Below are 15,353 nucleotides of genomic sequence, written 5' to 3' on the forward strand. Positions count from 1 at the left end.
GTTGGAAAGCGCTGCGTTCAACGCGTCGCTTCCGGAGCGTCCGCGTTGAACGCGGCTGCGGCCAGTGCCGGGTCGCCCCCTGAAGTGGGCTCCTACAACAGCACGGTTGCGAGGGCGAGGGAGATGGAGGCGAGCAGGGCGCCGATGCCGGTGGCGGCGAGCACGTCGCTGGGATAGTGCAGGCCCAGCACCACCCGCGACACCGCCACCGAGGCGGTGAACGGCACCAGCAGCAAAGCCAGCCACGGATACCAGGCCAGCGCCACGATGGTGAACGACACCGCGTGCAGCGTATGCCCCGACGGGAAGCTGAACTCGTCCAGCGGCGCAACCCAGGCCCGGATGCGGCCGTCGGCGGCGAACGGTCGCGGCCGCTTCGTCCAGTGCTTCAGCCGTTTGTACAGCAGCAGCGCGACCACGCCGGTGGCGGCCATGTGCGCCGAGGCGGCCAGTCCCCGCATGCCGTCGAGCAGCACCAGCATGCCCATCAGCGCATACCAGAACACGCCATCGCCGAGGCGGCTGATCGCGGCGAAGTAGCGCCGCACCCGCTCGCGCGTGGCCCAGCGGTTGGCGCGCACGCACCAGCCGCGGTCGCGGGCGCGCAGGCGCGCGGCGCGGCGCGTGCGCCGCGGCCGGGGGATCGATGGCGTGGCCAGGAACCGGTCAGGCGGCGAGGGCTGCATCGCGTTCTCCACGGCGGGCCAGTCCCGCCAGCAGGGCATCGAAATCGGCGGCCACCTGTTCCGGGCGCAAGCGGATCACTGCGGCGCGCGCGGCGGCGCCCGCCGCGCGCAGCATCGCGTCGTCGCCTGCAAGGCGCACGGCGGCCGCGATGAAGCCCGCGTCGTCGGCGACCCGCGCGCCGTGCTCGCCGTTGCGCAGGTGCTCGCGCGCGGCGCCGGAATCGAAGGCGACCGTGGCCAGGCCGCTGGCCATCGCCTCCAGGGTCACGTTGCCGAAGGTCTCGCTGCGGCTCGGGAACAGGAACAGGTCGCCGCTCGCGAAATGCCGCGCCAGTTGCTCGCCGCGCTGCACGCCGCAGAACACGAAGTCGGGGTTGTCGCGCGCGAGCTCTCCACGGGATGGGCCGTCGCCGACCCAGACGAAGCGTGCGTCCGGGCGCCGTGCCTGGAGCGCGCGGAAGGCGCGCACGGCCAGGTCCAGGTTCTTCTCCGGCGCGATGCGGCCGACATGGATCGCGACCATGGCATTGGCGTCCACGCCCCAGCCCGCGCGCAGCGACGGATCGCGCAGCGACGGCGACAGCTGCACCGTATCCACCGCGCGTGCCAGCCGCACCACCCGCCGGAAGCCGCGCGCCTGCAGCAGTTCCTGCAGTTCGCGGGTCGGCACCAGGGTGGCGTCGGCGCGGTTGTGGAAACGCCGCATCCAGGCCAGCGCCGTCCCTTCCAGCCACGGCATGCCGTAGTCGTGCATGTAGTGGTCGAAGCGGGTGTGGAAGCCGGAGGCGACCGGAACCCCGAGCTTCGCCGCGGCGCGCAGCGCCGACCAGCCCAGCGGGCCTTCGGTGGCGATGTAGACCGCGTCGGGCGGCGCCTGGCGCCAGTGCTTCAGCAGCTGGCCGGCCGCCGGCAGGCCGAAGCGCAGGCCCGGGTAGCGGGGCAGGCCGGCGCCGCGCATGAGCAGGGTCGCGATCGCATCTTCGGCGGTGTCGCCCGCGTCATCGGCCGCCTGCCGCGGACGCACCACCTCGACCGCATGGCCGCGTGCAGACAGGCCGCGGGCCAGGCCCTGCACGGTGAGGGCGACACCGTTGACCTCCGGCGGCCAGGTTTCGGTGACGAGGGCGTAGCGCATGCGCAGGCTCCGGGTTTTGCCCATCCTGCGCCGCGCCGGTGCAAGCGCGATGACCACGCCGTGACCGCGCGATGACGTCGCACGCTCCTTCGCTCCGCCCCGCTTACACCTCCGCTCGGCCCCCCTTCCGCCACCGCTCCGCCCCCTGTAGGAGCCCACTTCAGGGGGCGACCCCGCGGCGTTGGACCGCAGCGGCGTTCAACGCGCCCACTCCGGAGGCTGCGCGTTGAACGCGGCGTGTCCTGGCGGCGTCGGGTCGCCCCCTGAAGTGGGCTCCTACAACGGCTTTTCGCTAGGGGACACCGCGTCGACGGTGAGCGACAGCACGCCATCGCGCACGCGCGCCTGCAGGCGGTCCCCGGGCGCGGCCTGCGCGGTCGACTGCACCAGCCTGCCGTCATCGGCGCGGCTGAGGATCGAATATCCGCGCGCCACCGTGGCCAGCGGGCTGCACGCCTCCAGCGAGCGTGCCAGCGCGCGCAGCTGCAGCCGGTCGCGCTGCAGTACGCGCGTGATCGCCACCTGCGGGCGCGCCTGCACCCGCTGCAAGCGCGCCTGCAACTGCTGCAGCCGCCGCGCCGGGTGGTGCGCGCGCAGCACCGCCGCGGCATGGCGCAGCTGCGCCTGCCGCTGCTGCAGGCGTTCGCGCCATTGCCCCTGCAGCCGGCGCAGCAGCGCGTCCTGGCGTTGCCGCAGCAGCCGCAGCCGTGCCTGCGGCGATTGCGCCTGCAGCCGCAGCGCGGCGCGGTCGGCGCGCTGCATCGCCTGGACCAGGCGCTGGCGCTGCAGCGATCCGGCGCGCGCCTGCAGCGTGCGCAGCCGCGCCTGCAGGTCGCGGCGGTCGGGCACCAGCAGTTCGGCGGCCACCGACGGCGTCGGCGCGCGCACGTCGGCGACGAAATCGGCCAGGGTGAAGTCGGTCTCGTGCCCCACCGCGGACACCACCGGCACCGGCGAGGCGGCGATCGCGCGCACCAGGCGCTCGTCGTTGAACGCCCACAGGTCTTCCAGCGAGCCGCCGCCACGGGCCAGCAGCACTGCGTCGTAGCGACCGCTGGCGCCGGCGCGGCGCAGCAGGTCGGCGATCTGCGCGGCGGCGGTTTCGCCCTGGACCAGGCTGGGCAGCACGTCCACGTCGAGCAGAGGCAACCGCCGCGCCAGCACGCTGAGCACGTCGCGCACGGCCGCGCCGTTGGGCGAGGTGATCACCGCCAGCCGGCGCACGTAGGCCGGCAGCGCGCGCTTGCGGCCCGGATCGAACAGGCCTTCGGCTTCGAGCCTGGCCTTGAGCGCTTCGAACGCGCGGCGCAGGGCGCCTTCGCCGGCTTCCTCGAGGTGGTCGAAGACGAGCTGATAGTCGCCGCGGGCTTCGTACAGGGTCAGGCGCCCGCGGCCGAGCACCTTCAGGCCTTCGCGCGGGACGAACTTCAGCCACTGGCTCTTGGGCTTGAACATGGCGCAGCGCACCTGGGCGCGCGCGTCCTTCAGGGTGAAGTACAGGTGCCCGGAGCCGGGGCGGGTGATGTTGCCCAGCTCGCCTTCGACCCAGACCAGCGGGAATGCGCTTTCCAGCAGGTCGCGCGCCAGGGTGTTGAGCTGGCTCGGGGTCAGGACGGGATTCTGCTCTGGCATCGTGGCGCGGCAGGCGGCGGGACAGGATAGCGCGGCAGGGAAGGGTGCGTTCGCCGGCCCCGCTTCCTGTAGGAGCCCACTTCAGGGGGCGACCTGGCGAGGTCGGAACGTGGGCGTGTTCAACGCGGCCGCTCCGGGGAGGGGGCGTGGTATCGCGTCGTGGTTTCCGGCGCCGTCGGGCCGCCCCCTGAAGTGGGCTCCTACAGAAAAGCTGCTCGCCGGGGTGCTGCTTTTCTCAACCGCGAGCGCAGGAAAGGCGCGAGTCGTGTTGCGCCAGCGCCCAGGCCACGTGTTCGCGCACCACCGGCGAGGGATGGTCGCGGCGAGATGCCAGTGCAGTCAGGACCGCGGGCGAGGACGGCGCGTTGCCCAGCGCCACGGCGATGTTGCGCAGCCAGCGTTCGTGGCCGCTGCGGCGGATCGGGCTGCCCTCGGTGCGGCGCAGGAACTCGTCCTCGTCCCAGGCGAACAGCTGCGGCAGCGTCGCGGTATCCAGGTCGTTGCGTGCGCGGAAATCAGGTTCGTCGGTGCGCTGCGCGAACTTGTTCCATGGGCACACCAGCTGGCAGTCGTCGCAACCGAAGATCCGGTTGCCGATCGCCGGGCGCAGTTCCTCCGGGATCGCGCCCTCGTGCTCGATGGTCAGGTAGGAAATGCAACGCCGCGCGTCCAGCCGGTAGGGCGCGACGATCGCCTGCGTCGGGCAGACCTCGATGCAGCGCACGCAGGTGCCGCAGTGCGCACTGGCCGGCGGGTCCACCGGCAGCGGCAGGTCGACGTAGATCTCGCCGAGGAAGAACCACGAGCCGCCGTCGCGGTCGATCAGGCAGGTGTGCTTGCCGATCCAGCCCAGCCCGGCGTTGCGCGCCAGCGCCCGCTCCAGCACCGGCGCCGAATCGACGAACACCCGGTGGCCGAACGGGCCGATCTCTTCCTGCACGCGCTCGGCCAGCTTCTGCAGGCGGTTGCGCATCAGCTTGTGGTAGTCGCGGCCCAGCGCATAGCGCGCCACGTAGGCGCGTTCGCGGTCGGCGAGCGTGCGCCAGGCTTCGCCGCCATCGTCGCGGCCGTAGTCCAGGCCGACCGAGATCACCCGCAGCGTGCCGGGAACCAGCTCGCGCGGCCGGCTGCGCTTGTCGCCATGGCGCGCCATCCATTCCATGGTCCCGTACAGGCCCCGCGCCAGCCAGTCGCGCAGGTGGTCCTCGTCCTCGCCCAGTTCCACCCCGGAGATGCCGCAGCGCTGGAAGCCGGATTCGCGCGCCAGTTCGCGCACGCGCCGCGCCACCGCCGCGGGATTGGCGCAGCCGTGGGAGGCGACGGTGGGCGGGACATCGGACATGGCGGAATTATAGGCAGGGGCGCCCTTGCCGCCCCGGCCGACGGGCGCGGACGGACGTGGAGACCGGCGAATGCGCCCTGCCGCTTTCCCGCGACCGCGAACGCTAGAATCGCCATGTGCCCGCCACCTTCGCCCTCCACGATTCCGCCGCTGCGCGCAGCGTCGACCGGCTCGCCACCGCGGCGCTGGGTGGCGATGGCTACGTGCTGATGCAGCGCGCCGGGCAGGCCGCCTGGCGGGTGCTGCTGCAGCGCTGGCCGCAGGCGCAGCGGATCGTGGTCGCCTGCGGTGGCGGTAACAACGGCGGCGACGGCTACGTGCTGGCGCGGCTGGCGCTGCAGTCCGGGCGCCGGGTGCGGGTAGTGCATCCGGCCGATGGCGGTCCGCGCACGGAGCTGGCGCAGCGGGCCTGCACCGCGTACCTGGCCGCCGGCGGGCATGTCGACCTGTTCCCCTGCGCGCTGGACGATGCGGACGTGCTGGTCGATGCGCTGTGCGGGATCGGCCTGGAGCAGGCGCCGCGCGCGGACCTGGCCGTGCTCATCCAGGCACTCGACCGCGCATCGGCACCGGTGTTCGCGCTCGACGTGCCCAGCGGCATCGATGCCGACCGCGGCAGTGCGCCGGGCGCGGCAGTGCACGCGCAATGCACGCTGCAGTTCATCGTCGCGCACGCGGGCCTGCGTACCGGCGCCGCGCTCGACCATGGCGGCGAACGGCTGCTGGACACGCTGGACGTGGATGCGGCGGCCTACGCCGGCGAGGCGCCGCCAAGGGCGCAGCTGCTCGTGGCGCCGGCGCTGCGGCGCTGGCTGCCGCCGCGCCGGCGCGACACGCACAAGGGCGCCTCGGGGCGCGCGCTCTGCATCGGCGGCGACCACGGCGGCGGTGGCGCGATCGTGCTCTGCGCCGAAGCCGCGCTGCGTGCCGGCGCCGGCCTGGTGAGCGTGGCCACGCGCGCCGTGCACGGGCCGGCACTGCTGGCGCGCCGCCCCGAAGCGATGGTGCATGCGCTCGAGGACGAAGCCGCGCTGGCGCCGCTGCTGGACGCAGCGAGCGTCATTGCCTGCGGTCCGGGGCTTGGACGCGCCGCGTGGGGCGAACGGCTGTACCGCCGCGCGCTCGCTGCCGGCAAGCCACTGGGGCTCGACGCCGACGCATTGAACCTGCTCGCCTCCACACCCGGCAGGCCCGCCGAAGCCATCCTCCCCCCGCATCCGGGCGAAGCCGCGCGCCTGCTCGGCTGCGATACCGCCGCCATCCAGCACGACCGCCTCGCCGCCGCCGCGGCGCTGGCCGACCGCTACCGCTGCGCCGTCGTGCTGAAGGGCGCCGGCACGATCGTGGCCGCACCCGGGCGCATCTCCTGCGTGCTCGCCGCGGGCAATCCCGGCATGGCCACCGGCGGCATGGGCGACCTGCTCACCGGCACCATCGCGGCGATGCGCGCGCAGGGCCTGGAAGCGTTCGATGCCGCCTGCGCCGGCGCGCTGCTGCATTCGCTGGCCGGCGACGCCGCCGCGCGCGACGGCCAGCGCGGCATGCTGCCGTCGGACCTGCTGCCGTGGCTGCGCCGACTTGCCAACCCGGAATCCGACTGATGCGCATCGCACTGCCCGACAGCGAGGCCACCGAAGCGCTCGGCCGCGCGCTCGCATCCACGCGGCCGCAGCCCGCGGTGGTGCACCTGCAGGGCGATCTGGGCGCCGGCAAGTCCACGCTCGCCCGCGCGCTGCTGCGCGAGCTCGGCGTGCAGGGGCCGGTCCGCAGCCCGACCTACACCCTGGTCGAACGCTATCCGGTGCCCGGCGGCGAAGCCTGGCATCTGGACCTGTACCGGATCGGCGACGCCGGCGAGCTGGATTTCCTCGGCCTGGACGGCGACGAGGCGACCCTGTGGCTGGTGGAATGGCCCGAACGTGGCGCCAAGTCGCTTCCCGCGGCCGACCTGCGGGTCGCGCTGGCCCAGGACGGCAGCGGGCGCCTGGCCGGACTGGAGGCGGGCACCCCGGCCGGTGCCGCCTGGCTGGCCGCCCTGGCCGACAGTGTCCGTTTGCGGGGCCTTTCTCCCGAGTGACCCTAGGAAGGTCTCCCAGGCCGCGGATTATTAAAGGAAAAGTTCTTGCATTCCCCGGGGCATGGTGCTTGAATCCCGGCCATGCGCCAAGGGATTGCCCGGTTCGATCGATGGGGGGTGGGCTTCGTGCTCGCCGCGCTTGCGTTCGCCGGCAGCGCCTGGGCCGGCGAGGTGGGGTCGGTCAGCCTGGAACAGGGCGCCACCGGCACCCGTGCCGAAGTCCGCCTGTCCGGCGCCGGCGAGTACCGGACCCTGTTCCTGGCCGAGCCGCACCGCCTGGTGTTGGACCTGCCCGACTCGCATGCCGCACGCGGCCTGAAGCTGCCGGCGCCCGCCGGCGTGGTCGCGGCGGTGCGCACCGGCCAGCCGGTGCCCGGCACGCTGCGCATCGTCTTCGAACTGGCTGCCCCGGTGGCGGCGCTGCCGTTGCGCGTGCAGCCGTCGCGTGACGGTGCGCGCCTGCTGATCGAATGGCCGGGCGACGGTCCGGTCGCGGCGGTGGCCGCGACGGGTTCGCTGCCGGGCGCGAACGGTGCCGCGCCTGCGACGACGCAAGCTGCGACCCATGCGGCGGCAACCCCGTCGCCGGCAGTGGCTGCGCCTGTTCCGTCTCCGCCCGCGTCCCTTGCCGTCGCGCCTGGTTCGCCACCGGCCACGCCCGCGCTGGATCCGCGCGCCGAAGCGGCACGCGCCACCGCCCTGCTCACCGCCCGGACCGCGCAGGCGGCGGCGCAGGGCACGGGCGCAGCGGCATCGCCGGCCTCCGTTTCGCCGCGGGAAATCCTCGAAGGCCGCAACCCGGCCGCCGCCGTGGTGGCCACCAGCACGCCGGGCCCGGCCACGGGCATCGCGCAGGGCGTGCAGTCGTCGATCGCGACTCCGCCCGGCGCCGTGGCGACCGCCACCGCGCCGCCTGCCCCCGCGGTGGTGCCGACCCCGGCTCCGGTGCGTCCGGCGTTCTCCACCGCCGGCACGCGCACCCTGGTCGTGGCCATCGATGCCGGCCACGGCGGCCAGGACCCGGGCGCGATCGGCCCCACCGGCAAGCGCGAGAAGGACGTGACCCTGGCCATGGCCCGCGAGCTGGCCCGGCAGGTCAACGCCATTCCCGGCCTGAAGGCGTTCCTGGTCCGCGACTCGGACGTGTTCATCCCGCTGCCGATGCGCGCCCAGCGCGCGCGCGCGGCCAAGGCCGACATCTTCGTCTCGCTGCACGCCGACGCGGCCGAGAACCGCAGCGCGCGCGGCTCCTCGGTGTACGTGCTTTCGACCAAGGGCGCGTCCTCGCAGCGCGCGCGCTGGCTGGCCGACAAGGAGAACGCCGCGGACCTGGTCGGCGGCGTGCGCCTGCAGCAGACCGAGAACATCCTCGCCGGCGTGCTGCTGGACCTGGCCCAGAGCGGGCACATGCGCGCTTCCGAGGATGCGGCCAACCACGTGCTCGGCGGGCTCAAGCGCGTCGGCAACAACCACAAGCCGAACATCGAGCGCGCCAACTTCGCCGTGCTGCGCACCTCGGACATGCCGGCGATGCTGGTGGAGACGGCCTTCATCTCCAACGCCGAGGAAGAGAAGCGCCTGGTCGACCCGGCCTACCAGCGCAAGGTCGCCGGCGCGGTGGTCGATGGGATCAACACCTACTTCACCCGGCAGCCGCCGCCGGGCACGCTGTTCGCCGCGCGCGCCGAGGCCGAGACCGTGGCCATGGCCGGCGGCGCCGGCGGCACGCCCTGATCCTGGCGTCGCCGGCGCGTTCGCGCGCCGGCGGAACCCCCGGCAGCGGCCCCTTTCACGCGTCCCCGCGGCTATCATGGCCACTGTCTTCCATGCCGGCGCCCGCCGCCGAGACGCCGTGCCGATCCGACCGCTTCCGGACACCCTGATCAACCAGATCGCCGCGGGCGAAGTCGTGGAACGCCCGGCTTCCGTGGTCAAGGAACTGGTCGAGAACGCGCTGGACGCCGGCGCGCGCCGGGTCGACATCGACCTGGAAGAGGGCGGCATCCGCCTGATCCGGATCCGCGACGATGGCGGCGGCATCGCGCCGGAGGAGCTGCCGCTGGCGGTGTCGCGGCATGCGACCAGCAAGATCGCCTCGCTCGACGACCTGGAAGCGGTGGCCACGCTGGGCTTCCGCGGCGAGGCGCTGCCTTCGATCGCCTCGGTCAGCCGTTTCCAGCTGTCCTCGCGCCGGCCCGGCGACGAGCACGGCGCGGCGCTGCAGGTCGATGGCGGCCGGGTCGGCGAGGTCGCGCCGAAGGCGCACGCGCCCGGCACCACGGTGGAAGTGCGCGACCTGTTCTTCAACGTACCGGCGCGGCGTAAGTTCCTGCGCGCCGAACGCACCGAGCTGGGCCACATCGAGGAATGGCTGCGTTCGCTGGCCCTGGCGCGTCCGGACGTGGAGCTTCGGGTGAGCCACAACGGCAAGCCCTCGCGCCGTTACCGGCCCGGCGACAGCGAGGCCGGCCTGCGCCTGGGCGAAACCCTGGGCGAGGAGTTCGCGCGCAACGCGCTGCGCGTGGACCACGCCGGCGCCGGCCTGCGCCTGCATGGCTGGATCGCGCAGCCGCACTATTCGCGCGCCAGCGCCGACCAGCAGTACCTGTACGTCAACGGCCGCGCGGTGCGCGACCGCAACATCGCCCACGGGGTGAAGCTGGCCTACCAGGACGTGCTGTTCCACGGCCGCCAGCCAGCCTACGTGCTGTTCCTGGAAATCGACCCGGCGCGGGTCGACGTCAACGTGCACCCGGCCAAGCACGAGGTGCGCTTCCGCGATTCGCGCCTGGTCCACGATTTCGTCTACCGCACCCTGCAGGAAGCGCTGGCGCATACCCGTGCCGGCACCGACGTGGCTGCGGCAGGCACGCACGCCGGCATGGGCGCGATGGCGCCGCCGCAGGCAGGCTCCGGCGCGGGCGCGATGCCGGCATGGACGCCGCGCCCGCAGTCGCTGGGCCTGCGCATGGACGAGGCTGCCGGTGCCTACGCCGCGCTGTATGCGCAACCGCAGGCGATGTCCGCCGGCCAGGCTGGTACCGCACCGGCCTTCGGCGCGCTGCCGCGCCAGGACGTCCCGCTGCCCGCCAGTGACGGCGACGTGCCGCCGCTGGGTTTCGCCATCGCCCAGCTGCACGGCATCTACGTGCTGGCCGAGAACGCCGAAGGCCTGGTGGTGGTGGACATGCACGCCGCCCACGAACGCATCGGCTACGAGAAGTTGAAGAACGCCCACGACGGCATCGGCCTGCGCGCGCAGCCGCTGCTGGTGCCGCTGGCGCTGGCGGTGGGCGAGCGTGACGCCGACGTTGCCGAGCAGGAAGCGCAGACCCTGGCCGAACTCGGCTTCGACGTGACCCGCAGCGGCCCGCAGACGCTGGCCGTGCGCAGCGTGCCGGCGCTGCTGGCGCACGCCGAACCCGAAGGCCTGCTGCGCGACGTGCTGGCCGACCTGCGCGAGCACGGCGCCAGCCGCCGCGTCGCCGCCGCGCGCGACGAGCTGCTGTCGACCATGGCCTGCCACGGCGCGGTGCGCGCGAACCGGCGGCTGACGCTGCCGGAAATGAACGCGCTGCTGCGCGACATGGAAGCCACCGAACGTTCGGGGCAATGCAACCACGGGCGCCCGACCTGGGCGCGTTTCAGTCTGGGGGAGATCGATCGATGGTTCCTGCGGGGAAGATGAGATTCGCCGGCGTCGCCATGGGGATGGCGCTGCTGGGCGTGGCGTCGTTGCTGGCCGGCTGCGGCAAGGACGGCAGCGATGCGCAGGACGCGGGCAAGGCCAGGGTCGACCCGGCGTTCGTGGCCGAACAGCAGGCCTGGCGCGTGCGGCGCGTGGAAGACCTGCTGCGCGCCGACGGCTGGACCAGCCTGGTCGGGCTGCACTGGCTGGAGCTCAAGGCGCATTACGTGGGCAGCGGCGAGCGCATCGGCAATGGCGTGCGCTTTGCCTTCGGCCCGGAGAAGATGGGCATGATCTCGCGCGACGCGGCCGGTCACTGGTGGCTCACTCCGGAAAGCGGGGTCGCGCTCAGCTACAACGGCGAGCCGCTGAAGGGCCGGGTGGCACTGCACAGCGACCAGGATCCGGAGCCGAGCGTGATCGGTTTCGACGAGGGCAAGGGCCAGCTCACCCTGCTGCGCCGCGGCGACCGCAGCGCGCTGCGGGTCAAGCATGCCGATGCGCCGACCCGGTTGCAGTTCGCCGGCGTGCAGTACTGGCCGACCGATCCGGCGTGGCGGGTCACCGGGCGCTTCATCGCCCATCCGGCCGGCAAGACCCTGCCGATCGGCGACATCGTCGGCACCCAGAGCGATTCGCCCAACTCCGGCGTGGTCGAGTTCGAGAAGGACGGCCGCAGCTTCCGCCTGGAAGCGCTGGGCGAACCGGGCCGCGACCTGTTCTTCGTCTTCGCCGACCGCACCAGCGGCCACGGCAGCTACCCGGCCGGCCGCTTCCTCGAAGCGTCGTGGCCGGGCGAGGACGGCAAGGTCGTGCTCGACTTCAACCAGGCCTACAACCCGCCGTGCGCGTTCACCCTGTTCGCGACCTGCCCGTTGCCGCCGCCGGAGAACCGCATCGACCTGGCGGTGGATGCCGGCGAGAAGAACTACGTTTCGCCGGTGAAGCACTGAAGCCGGCGCAGTCGGTCCGCGCACGCCCGGGGCTCGCCCCCGGGATTCCACTCCGAAGGAAAATCCCGATGTCGCGTCCGTTCCCCCTGCTTGCCGCCGCGCTGCTCGCCATTGCCGCCGTGGTGTCTGCGGCCGCGCACGCCGCGCCGCCGGTGCCGCTGCTGTGGAAGGTCTCCGACGCGGACAATTCGGTCTACCTGCTCGGCTCGTTCCACCTGCTGGGCAAGGACGACTATCCGCTGTCGAAGGACGTCGAGGCCGCCTTCGCCGATGCCGAGGCGCTGATGTTCGAACTGGCGCCGGAGGAGGCCAATTCGCCGGCGCTGCTGGCGCAGATGATGCAGGCCGCGCAGCGTACCCGCCCCGGCAGCCTGCAGCAGGACCTCGGTCCGGCGCTGTGGACCGAGCTGGATGCGTATGCCACCCGCAATGGCCTGCCGCTGGCGCAGCTGGCGACGGTGGAGCCCTGGTTCGTCGGCCTCACCGTCGGCCTGCTCGAAATGGGCAAGCAGGGGCTGGACCCGGCGCTGGGCCTGGACCGGCACTTCATGGACGCCGCCGGCCGCGCCGGCAAGCCCGCGGCCGGGCTGGAGCGGGCCAGCGAACAGATCGGCGTGCTCGCCGGGATGAGCCTGGACGAGCAGCGGCAGATGCTGGCCGAAGCGCTGGAAGAGGCGCGCGAAGGCCCGTCGAAGACGCGCGAGCTGCACGCGGCCTGGCGTGCCGGCGACGTCGCCCGGCTGCGCGACGGGATGGCCGCGGAGATGAAGCGCGAGTACCCGGCGCTGTACCGGCGCATCAACGTCGAGCGCAACAAGGCCTGGCTGCCCAGGCTCGAGGCGCGGCTGGCGGACAAGGACGACGACACCCTGGTCGTGGTCGGCGCCCTGCACCTGCTCGGCGAGGACGGCGTGGTCGAGCAGCTGCGCAAGAAGGGCTACCGCGTCGAGCGCATCTGCTCCGCCTGCACCCCCTGACCCGCGCCTCCTGTAGGAGCCCACTTCAGGGGGCGACCCGGATGCGCCAGGATGCAGCCGCGTTCAACGCGCCCGGTCCGGAGGCGTCGCGTTGAACGCGGTGTCTTCCAGCGGGATCGGGTCGCCCCCTGAAGTGGGCTCCTACAGGTGCGTCGGCGCGGGCTCCATCACGATGCAGTCCACCGGGCAGGCGGGGACGCACAGTTCGCAGCCGGTGCACAGCGGGTCGATGACCACGTGCATCAGCTTGCTGGCGCCGACGATGGCGTCCACCGGGCAGGCCTGGATGCATTTGGTGCAGCCGATGCAGTCGGCCTCCACCACCACGGCGACCAGCGCCGGCTTGTGGCTGCCGCGGCTGCGGTCGTAGGGCAGCGGCGCCACCTGCAGCAGCCGCGCCAGCGCCAGTGCGCCCTCGTCGCCGCCCGGCGGGCAGTGGTCAGTCTTGGCCTCGCCGCGCGCCATCGCCTCGGCGTAAGGGCGGCAGCCGGCATAACCGCACTGGCCGCACTGGGTCTGCGGCAGCAGGCGGTCGAGGCGTTCGACCAGGTCGGCGGAGAGTGTGTCGGGCATGGTGGCAGGTGCGCGCGGCCCGCCATTATCGCCAGCCGTCAACGGACCGGCATGCCCGGCTGCGCGCTGCTGTCGGCGTCCAAGAGCGCCAGCGCGCCGCCGTCGAAACCGGCGGAGAGGATCATCCCTTCGCTCACGCCGAAGCGCATCTTGCGCGGGGCGAGGTTGGCGATGAAGACGACGCTGCGGCCGAGCAGCTTCTCCGGTTCGCCGTAGCTGGCGCGGATGCCGGAGAAGATCTGGCGCTGGCCGAGTTCACCGGCGTCGAGCAGGAAGCGCAGCAGCTTGTCGGAGCCGTCAACGAAGCCGCACTCGAGCACCTTGCCGATGCGCAGGTCCAGCTTCGAGAAGTCCTCGATGCCGATGTGCGGCGAGGCCGCGGCGGTGGCCTGTGCGGTCGCGGTGCCCGTCGTGGGTGCCGCCTTGTCCCCGGCCGGCGTACCGGCGTCGGCCTTCTTGGCTTCGGCCGGCTTCGTGGCGGCCGGCGCGGCGGCGAGGGTGTCCTTGGAGGCTTCGGTCATGGCGTCGATGAGCTTGGGGTCGATGCGGGTGAACAGTGGCGAGTAGCCCGCGGGCAGGGTGCGGCCGTCGAGGTCGATGCGGCGGTCCAACTGCAGCGCCACGCCCAGCCAGGCCTCGGCCCTGGCCACCGTGGCCGGCACGATCGGCTTGAGCACGCCGGCGATGTCGGCGAAGGCCTGCAGCGCGGTACTTAGCACGATGTGCAGTTCCTCGCGCCGCGCCGGGTCCTTGGCCAGCGCCCACGGCGCGGTGCGGGCGATGTATTCGTTGACCTGGTCGGCGGCGGCCATGGCGTTGCGTGCGACCGCGGCGAAGTTGTCCTCGGCGTACAGCGCCGCGGCCAGTTCGTGCGTGTGTGCAGCGACGCTGCCCAGCAGCGCGACCCGCTCGCGCCAGGCGTCGCCCAGGGCTTCGGCATCGGCGGCGAGCGCCGGCGGCGTCCACAGCACGTTGCCGAAATGCGTCTCCAGCAGCTTCGCGCAGCGGCTGGCGATGTTGACGAACTTGCCGACCAGGTCGCTGTTCACCCGGGCGACGAAGTCGGACAGGTTCAGGTCCAGGTCGTCCACGCCGCCGGAGGACTTGCAGGCGAAGTAGTAGCGCAGCGCATCCGGTTCCAGGCCCACGTCCAGGTAGGTGCGGGCCATGATGAAGGTGCCGCGCGACTTGGACATCTTGGCGCCGTCCACGGTCAGGTAGCCGTTGACGTGCAGGCGGTCGGGCTTGCGCAGGCCGTTGCCTTCCAGCACCGCCGGCCAGAACAGGCCGTGGAAGTTGACGATGTCCTTGCCGATGAAGTGGTGCAGCTCGGCGTGGTCGCCCGGCTTGAGCAGGGCCTCCATCGCGGCTTCGTCGAAACCGGCCTTTTCGCCGCTGCGGGCCAGCGCCAGCAGGCTGGAGAAGTAGCCGATCGGCGCGTCCAGCCAGACGTAGAAATACTTGCCCGGGTGTCCGGGGATCTCGAAGCCGAAGTAGGGCGCGTCGCGGGAAATGTCCCAGTCGCGCAGGCCGCCTTCGCCGTCGATCCACTCCGCCAGCTTGGCCTTGACTCCCGGCAGGGCCACGTCGCCGGCCAGCCACTGGCGCAGCACGTCCGAATACTGGCCGAGCTTGAAGAAGAAATGCTCGGAAGCACGCAGCTCGGGCGTCGCCCCGGACACCGCCGAGCGCGGGTCGATCAGGTCGGTCGGGCCGTAGGTTGCGCCGCAGACCTCGCAGTTGTCGCCGTACTGGTCCGGCGACTTGCACTTGGGGCAGGTGCCCTTGACGTAGCGGTCGGGCAGGAACATCGCCCTGGCCGGGTCGTAGAGCTGCTCGATCGAGCGGCGCTCGATGCTGCCGCGCGCGTCCAGCGCCGCGTAGAAGCGTTCGGTGAGGGCGCGGTTCTCGTCCGAATGGGTCGAGTGGTACCAGTCGAAGTCGACGCCGAAGTCCTGGAAGTCGCGTTCGTGGCTGGCCTGGGTCGCGGCGATGAAGGCCTCCGGGGAGACCCTGGCCTTCTCCGCGGCAAGCATGATCGGGGTGCCGTGGGTGTCGTCGGCGCAGACGTAGTGCACGGTGTCGCCGCGCATGCGCCGCGCCCGCACCCAGATGTCGGCCTGGATGTAGCCGACCAGGTGGCCCAGGTGCAGCGGGCCGTTGGCGTAGGGCAGGGCGTTGGTGACGAGCGCGGAGCGGGACATGGGCGGCGTGCGGCTGGGGGGCGGGGATTATCGCATGGGCCAAAAGCAGCGACCCGGCCAGGGCCGGGTCGCGGGGTACGGCGGGC

The 15,353-nt window shown here is 72.7% G+C and carries 12 protein-coding genes; 6 read left to right on the forward strand and 6 right to left on the reverse strand.

Annotation, left to right across the window (positions count from 1 at the left end; genetic code table 11):
- Positions 1–92 precede the first annotated feature (92 nt).
- The 4 genes from CSC64_RS02905 to queG all read right to left on the reverse strand — a co-directional run bounded on the left by CSC64_RS02905 (position 93) and on the right by queG (position 4,795).
- Complete coding sequence (locus tag CSC64_RS02905) at positions 93–686, reverse strand: phosphatase PAP2 family protein (RefSeq protein WP_162433823.1); 594 nt, start codon at positions 684–686, stop codon at positions 93–95.
- On the reverse strand, positions 667–1,821 hold the full coding sequence (locus CSC64_RS02910) for a glycosyltransferase family 4 protein (protein WP_162433824.1): 1,155 nt from the start codon (positions 1,819–1,821) through the stop codon (positions 667–669). Before CSC64_RS02910 ends, CSC64_RS02905 begins: the two co-directional genes overlap by 20 nt.
- Positions 1,822–2,097: 276 nt before the next feature.
- On the reverse strand, positions 2,098–3,453 hold the full coding sequence (xseA, locus tag CSC64_RS02915) for an exodeoxyribonuclease VII large subunit (protein WP_162433825.1): 1,356 nt from the start codon (positions 3,451–3,453) through the stop codon (positions 2,098–2,100).
- A 235-nt stretch (positions 3,454–3,688) separates the two neighbouring features.
- Positions 3,689–4,795, reverse strand: coding sequence for a tRNA epoxyqueuosine(34) reductase QueG (gene queG / locus CSC64_RS02920; protein ID WP_162433826.1), 1,107 nt, complete (start codon positions 4,793–4,795; stop codon positions 3,689–3,691).
- Between the two features lie 116 nt (positions 4,796–4,911).
- On the opposite strand from queG, the gene CSC64_RS02925 reads away from it, so the two are divergent.
- The 6 genes from CSC64_RS02925 to CSC64_RS02950 all read left to right on the forward strand — a co-directional run bounded on the left by CSC64_RS02925 (position 4,912) and on the right by CSC64_RS02950 (position 12,490).
- The gene (locus CSC64_RS02925; protein ID WP_162433827.1) at positions 4,912–6,396 is read left to right on the forward strand and encodes an NAD(P)H-hydrate dehydratase; all 1,485 of its coding nucleotides are present in this window, start codon (positions 4,912–4,914) and stop codon (positions 6,394–6,396) included.
- A complete protein-coding gene (gene tsaE, locus CSC64_RS02930; protein WP_202922302.1) occupies positions 6,396–6,872 on the forward strand; it encodes a tRNA (adenosine(37)-N6)-threonylcarbamoyltransferase complex ATPase subunit type 1 TsaE in 477 nt (158 codons plus the stop codon). The genes CSC64_RS02925 and tsaE overlap by 1 nt, the downstream gene beginning before the upstream one ends.
- Positions 6,873–6,953: 81 nt before the next feature.
- Entirely contained in the window at positions 6,954–8,606 is a 1,653-nt protein-coding gene (locus CSC64_RS02935; RefSeq protein WP_162433828.1) for an N-acetylmuramoyl-L-alanine amidase, read from the forward strand.
- A 118-nt stretch (positions 8,607–8,724) separates the two neighbouring features.
- On the forward strand, positions 8,725–10,560 hold the full coding sequence (mutL, locus tag CSC64_RS02940) for a DNA mismatch repair endonuclease MutL (RefSeq protein ID WP_162433860.1): 1,836 nt from the start codon (positions 8,725–8,727) through the stop codon (positions 10,558–10,560).
- A complete protein-coding gene (locus tag CSC64_RS02945) occupies positions 10,557–11,513 on the forward strand; it encodes a DUF1684 domain-containing protein (RefSeq protein WP_162433829.1) in 957 nt (318 codons plus the stop codon). The genes mutL and CSC64_RS02945 overlap by 4 nt, the downstream gene beginning before the upstream one ends.
- Positions 11,514–11,581: 68 nt before the next feature.
- Positions 11,582–12,490, forward strand: coding sequence for a TraB/GumN family protein (locus tag CSC64_RS02950; RefSeq protein WP_162433830.1), 909 nt, complete (start codon positions 11,582–11,584; stop codon positions 12,488–12,490).
- A 141-nt stretch (positions 12,491–12,631) separates the two neighbouring features.
- On the opposite strand, the gene rnfB is transcribed toward CSC64_RS02950, so the two are convergent.
- Together rnfB and metG are read right to left on the reverse strand one after the other, a co-directional pair.
- Positions 12,632–13,063 (reverse strand): Rnf electron transport complex subunit RnfB, encoded by a 432-nt coding sequence (gene rnfB / locus CSC64_RS02955; RefSeq protein ID WP_162433831.1) that lies wholly within the window; start codon positions 13,061–13,063, stop codon positions 12,632–12,634.
- A 38-nt stretch (positions 13,064–13,101) separates the two neighbouring features.
- Positions 13,102–15,267 carry a methionine--tRNA ligase gene (gene metG, locus CSC64_RS02960; protein WP_162433832.1) on the reverse strand — a complete coding sequence of 722 codons (2,166 nt, stop codon included), beginning with the start codon at positions 15,265–15,267 and terminating at the stop codon, positions 13,102–13,104.
- Between the last annotated feature and the right edge of the window lie 86 nt (positions 15,268–15,353).

Origin of the sequence: Pseudoxanthomonas koreensis, assembly GCF_010093225.1 — a bacterium.
Lineage (GTDB): Bacteria > Pseudomonadota > Gammaproteobacteria > Xanthomonadales > Xanthomonadaceae > Pseudoxanthomonas > Pseudoxanthomonas koreensis.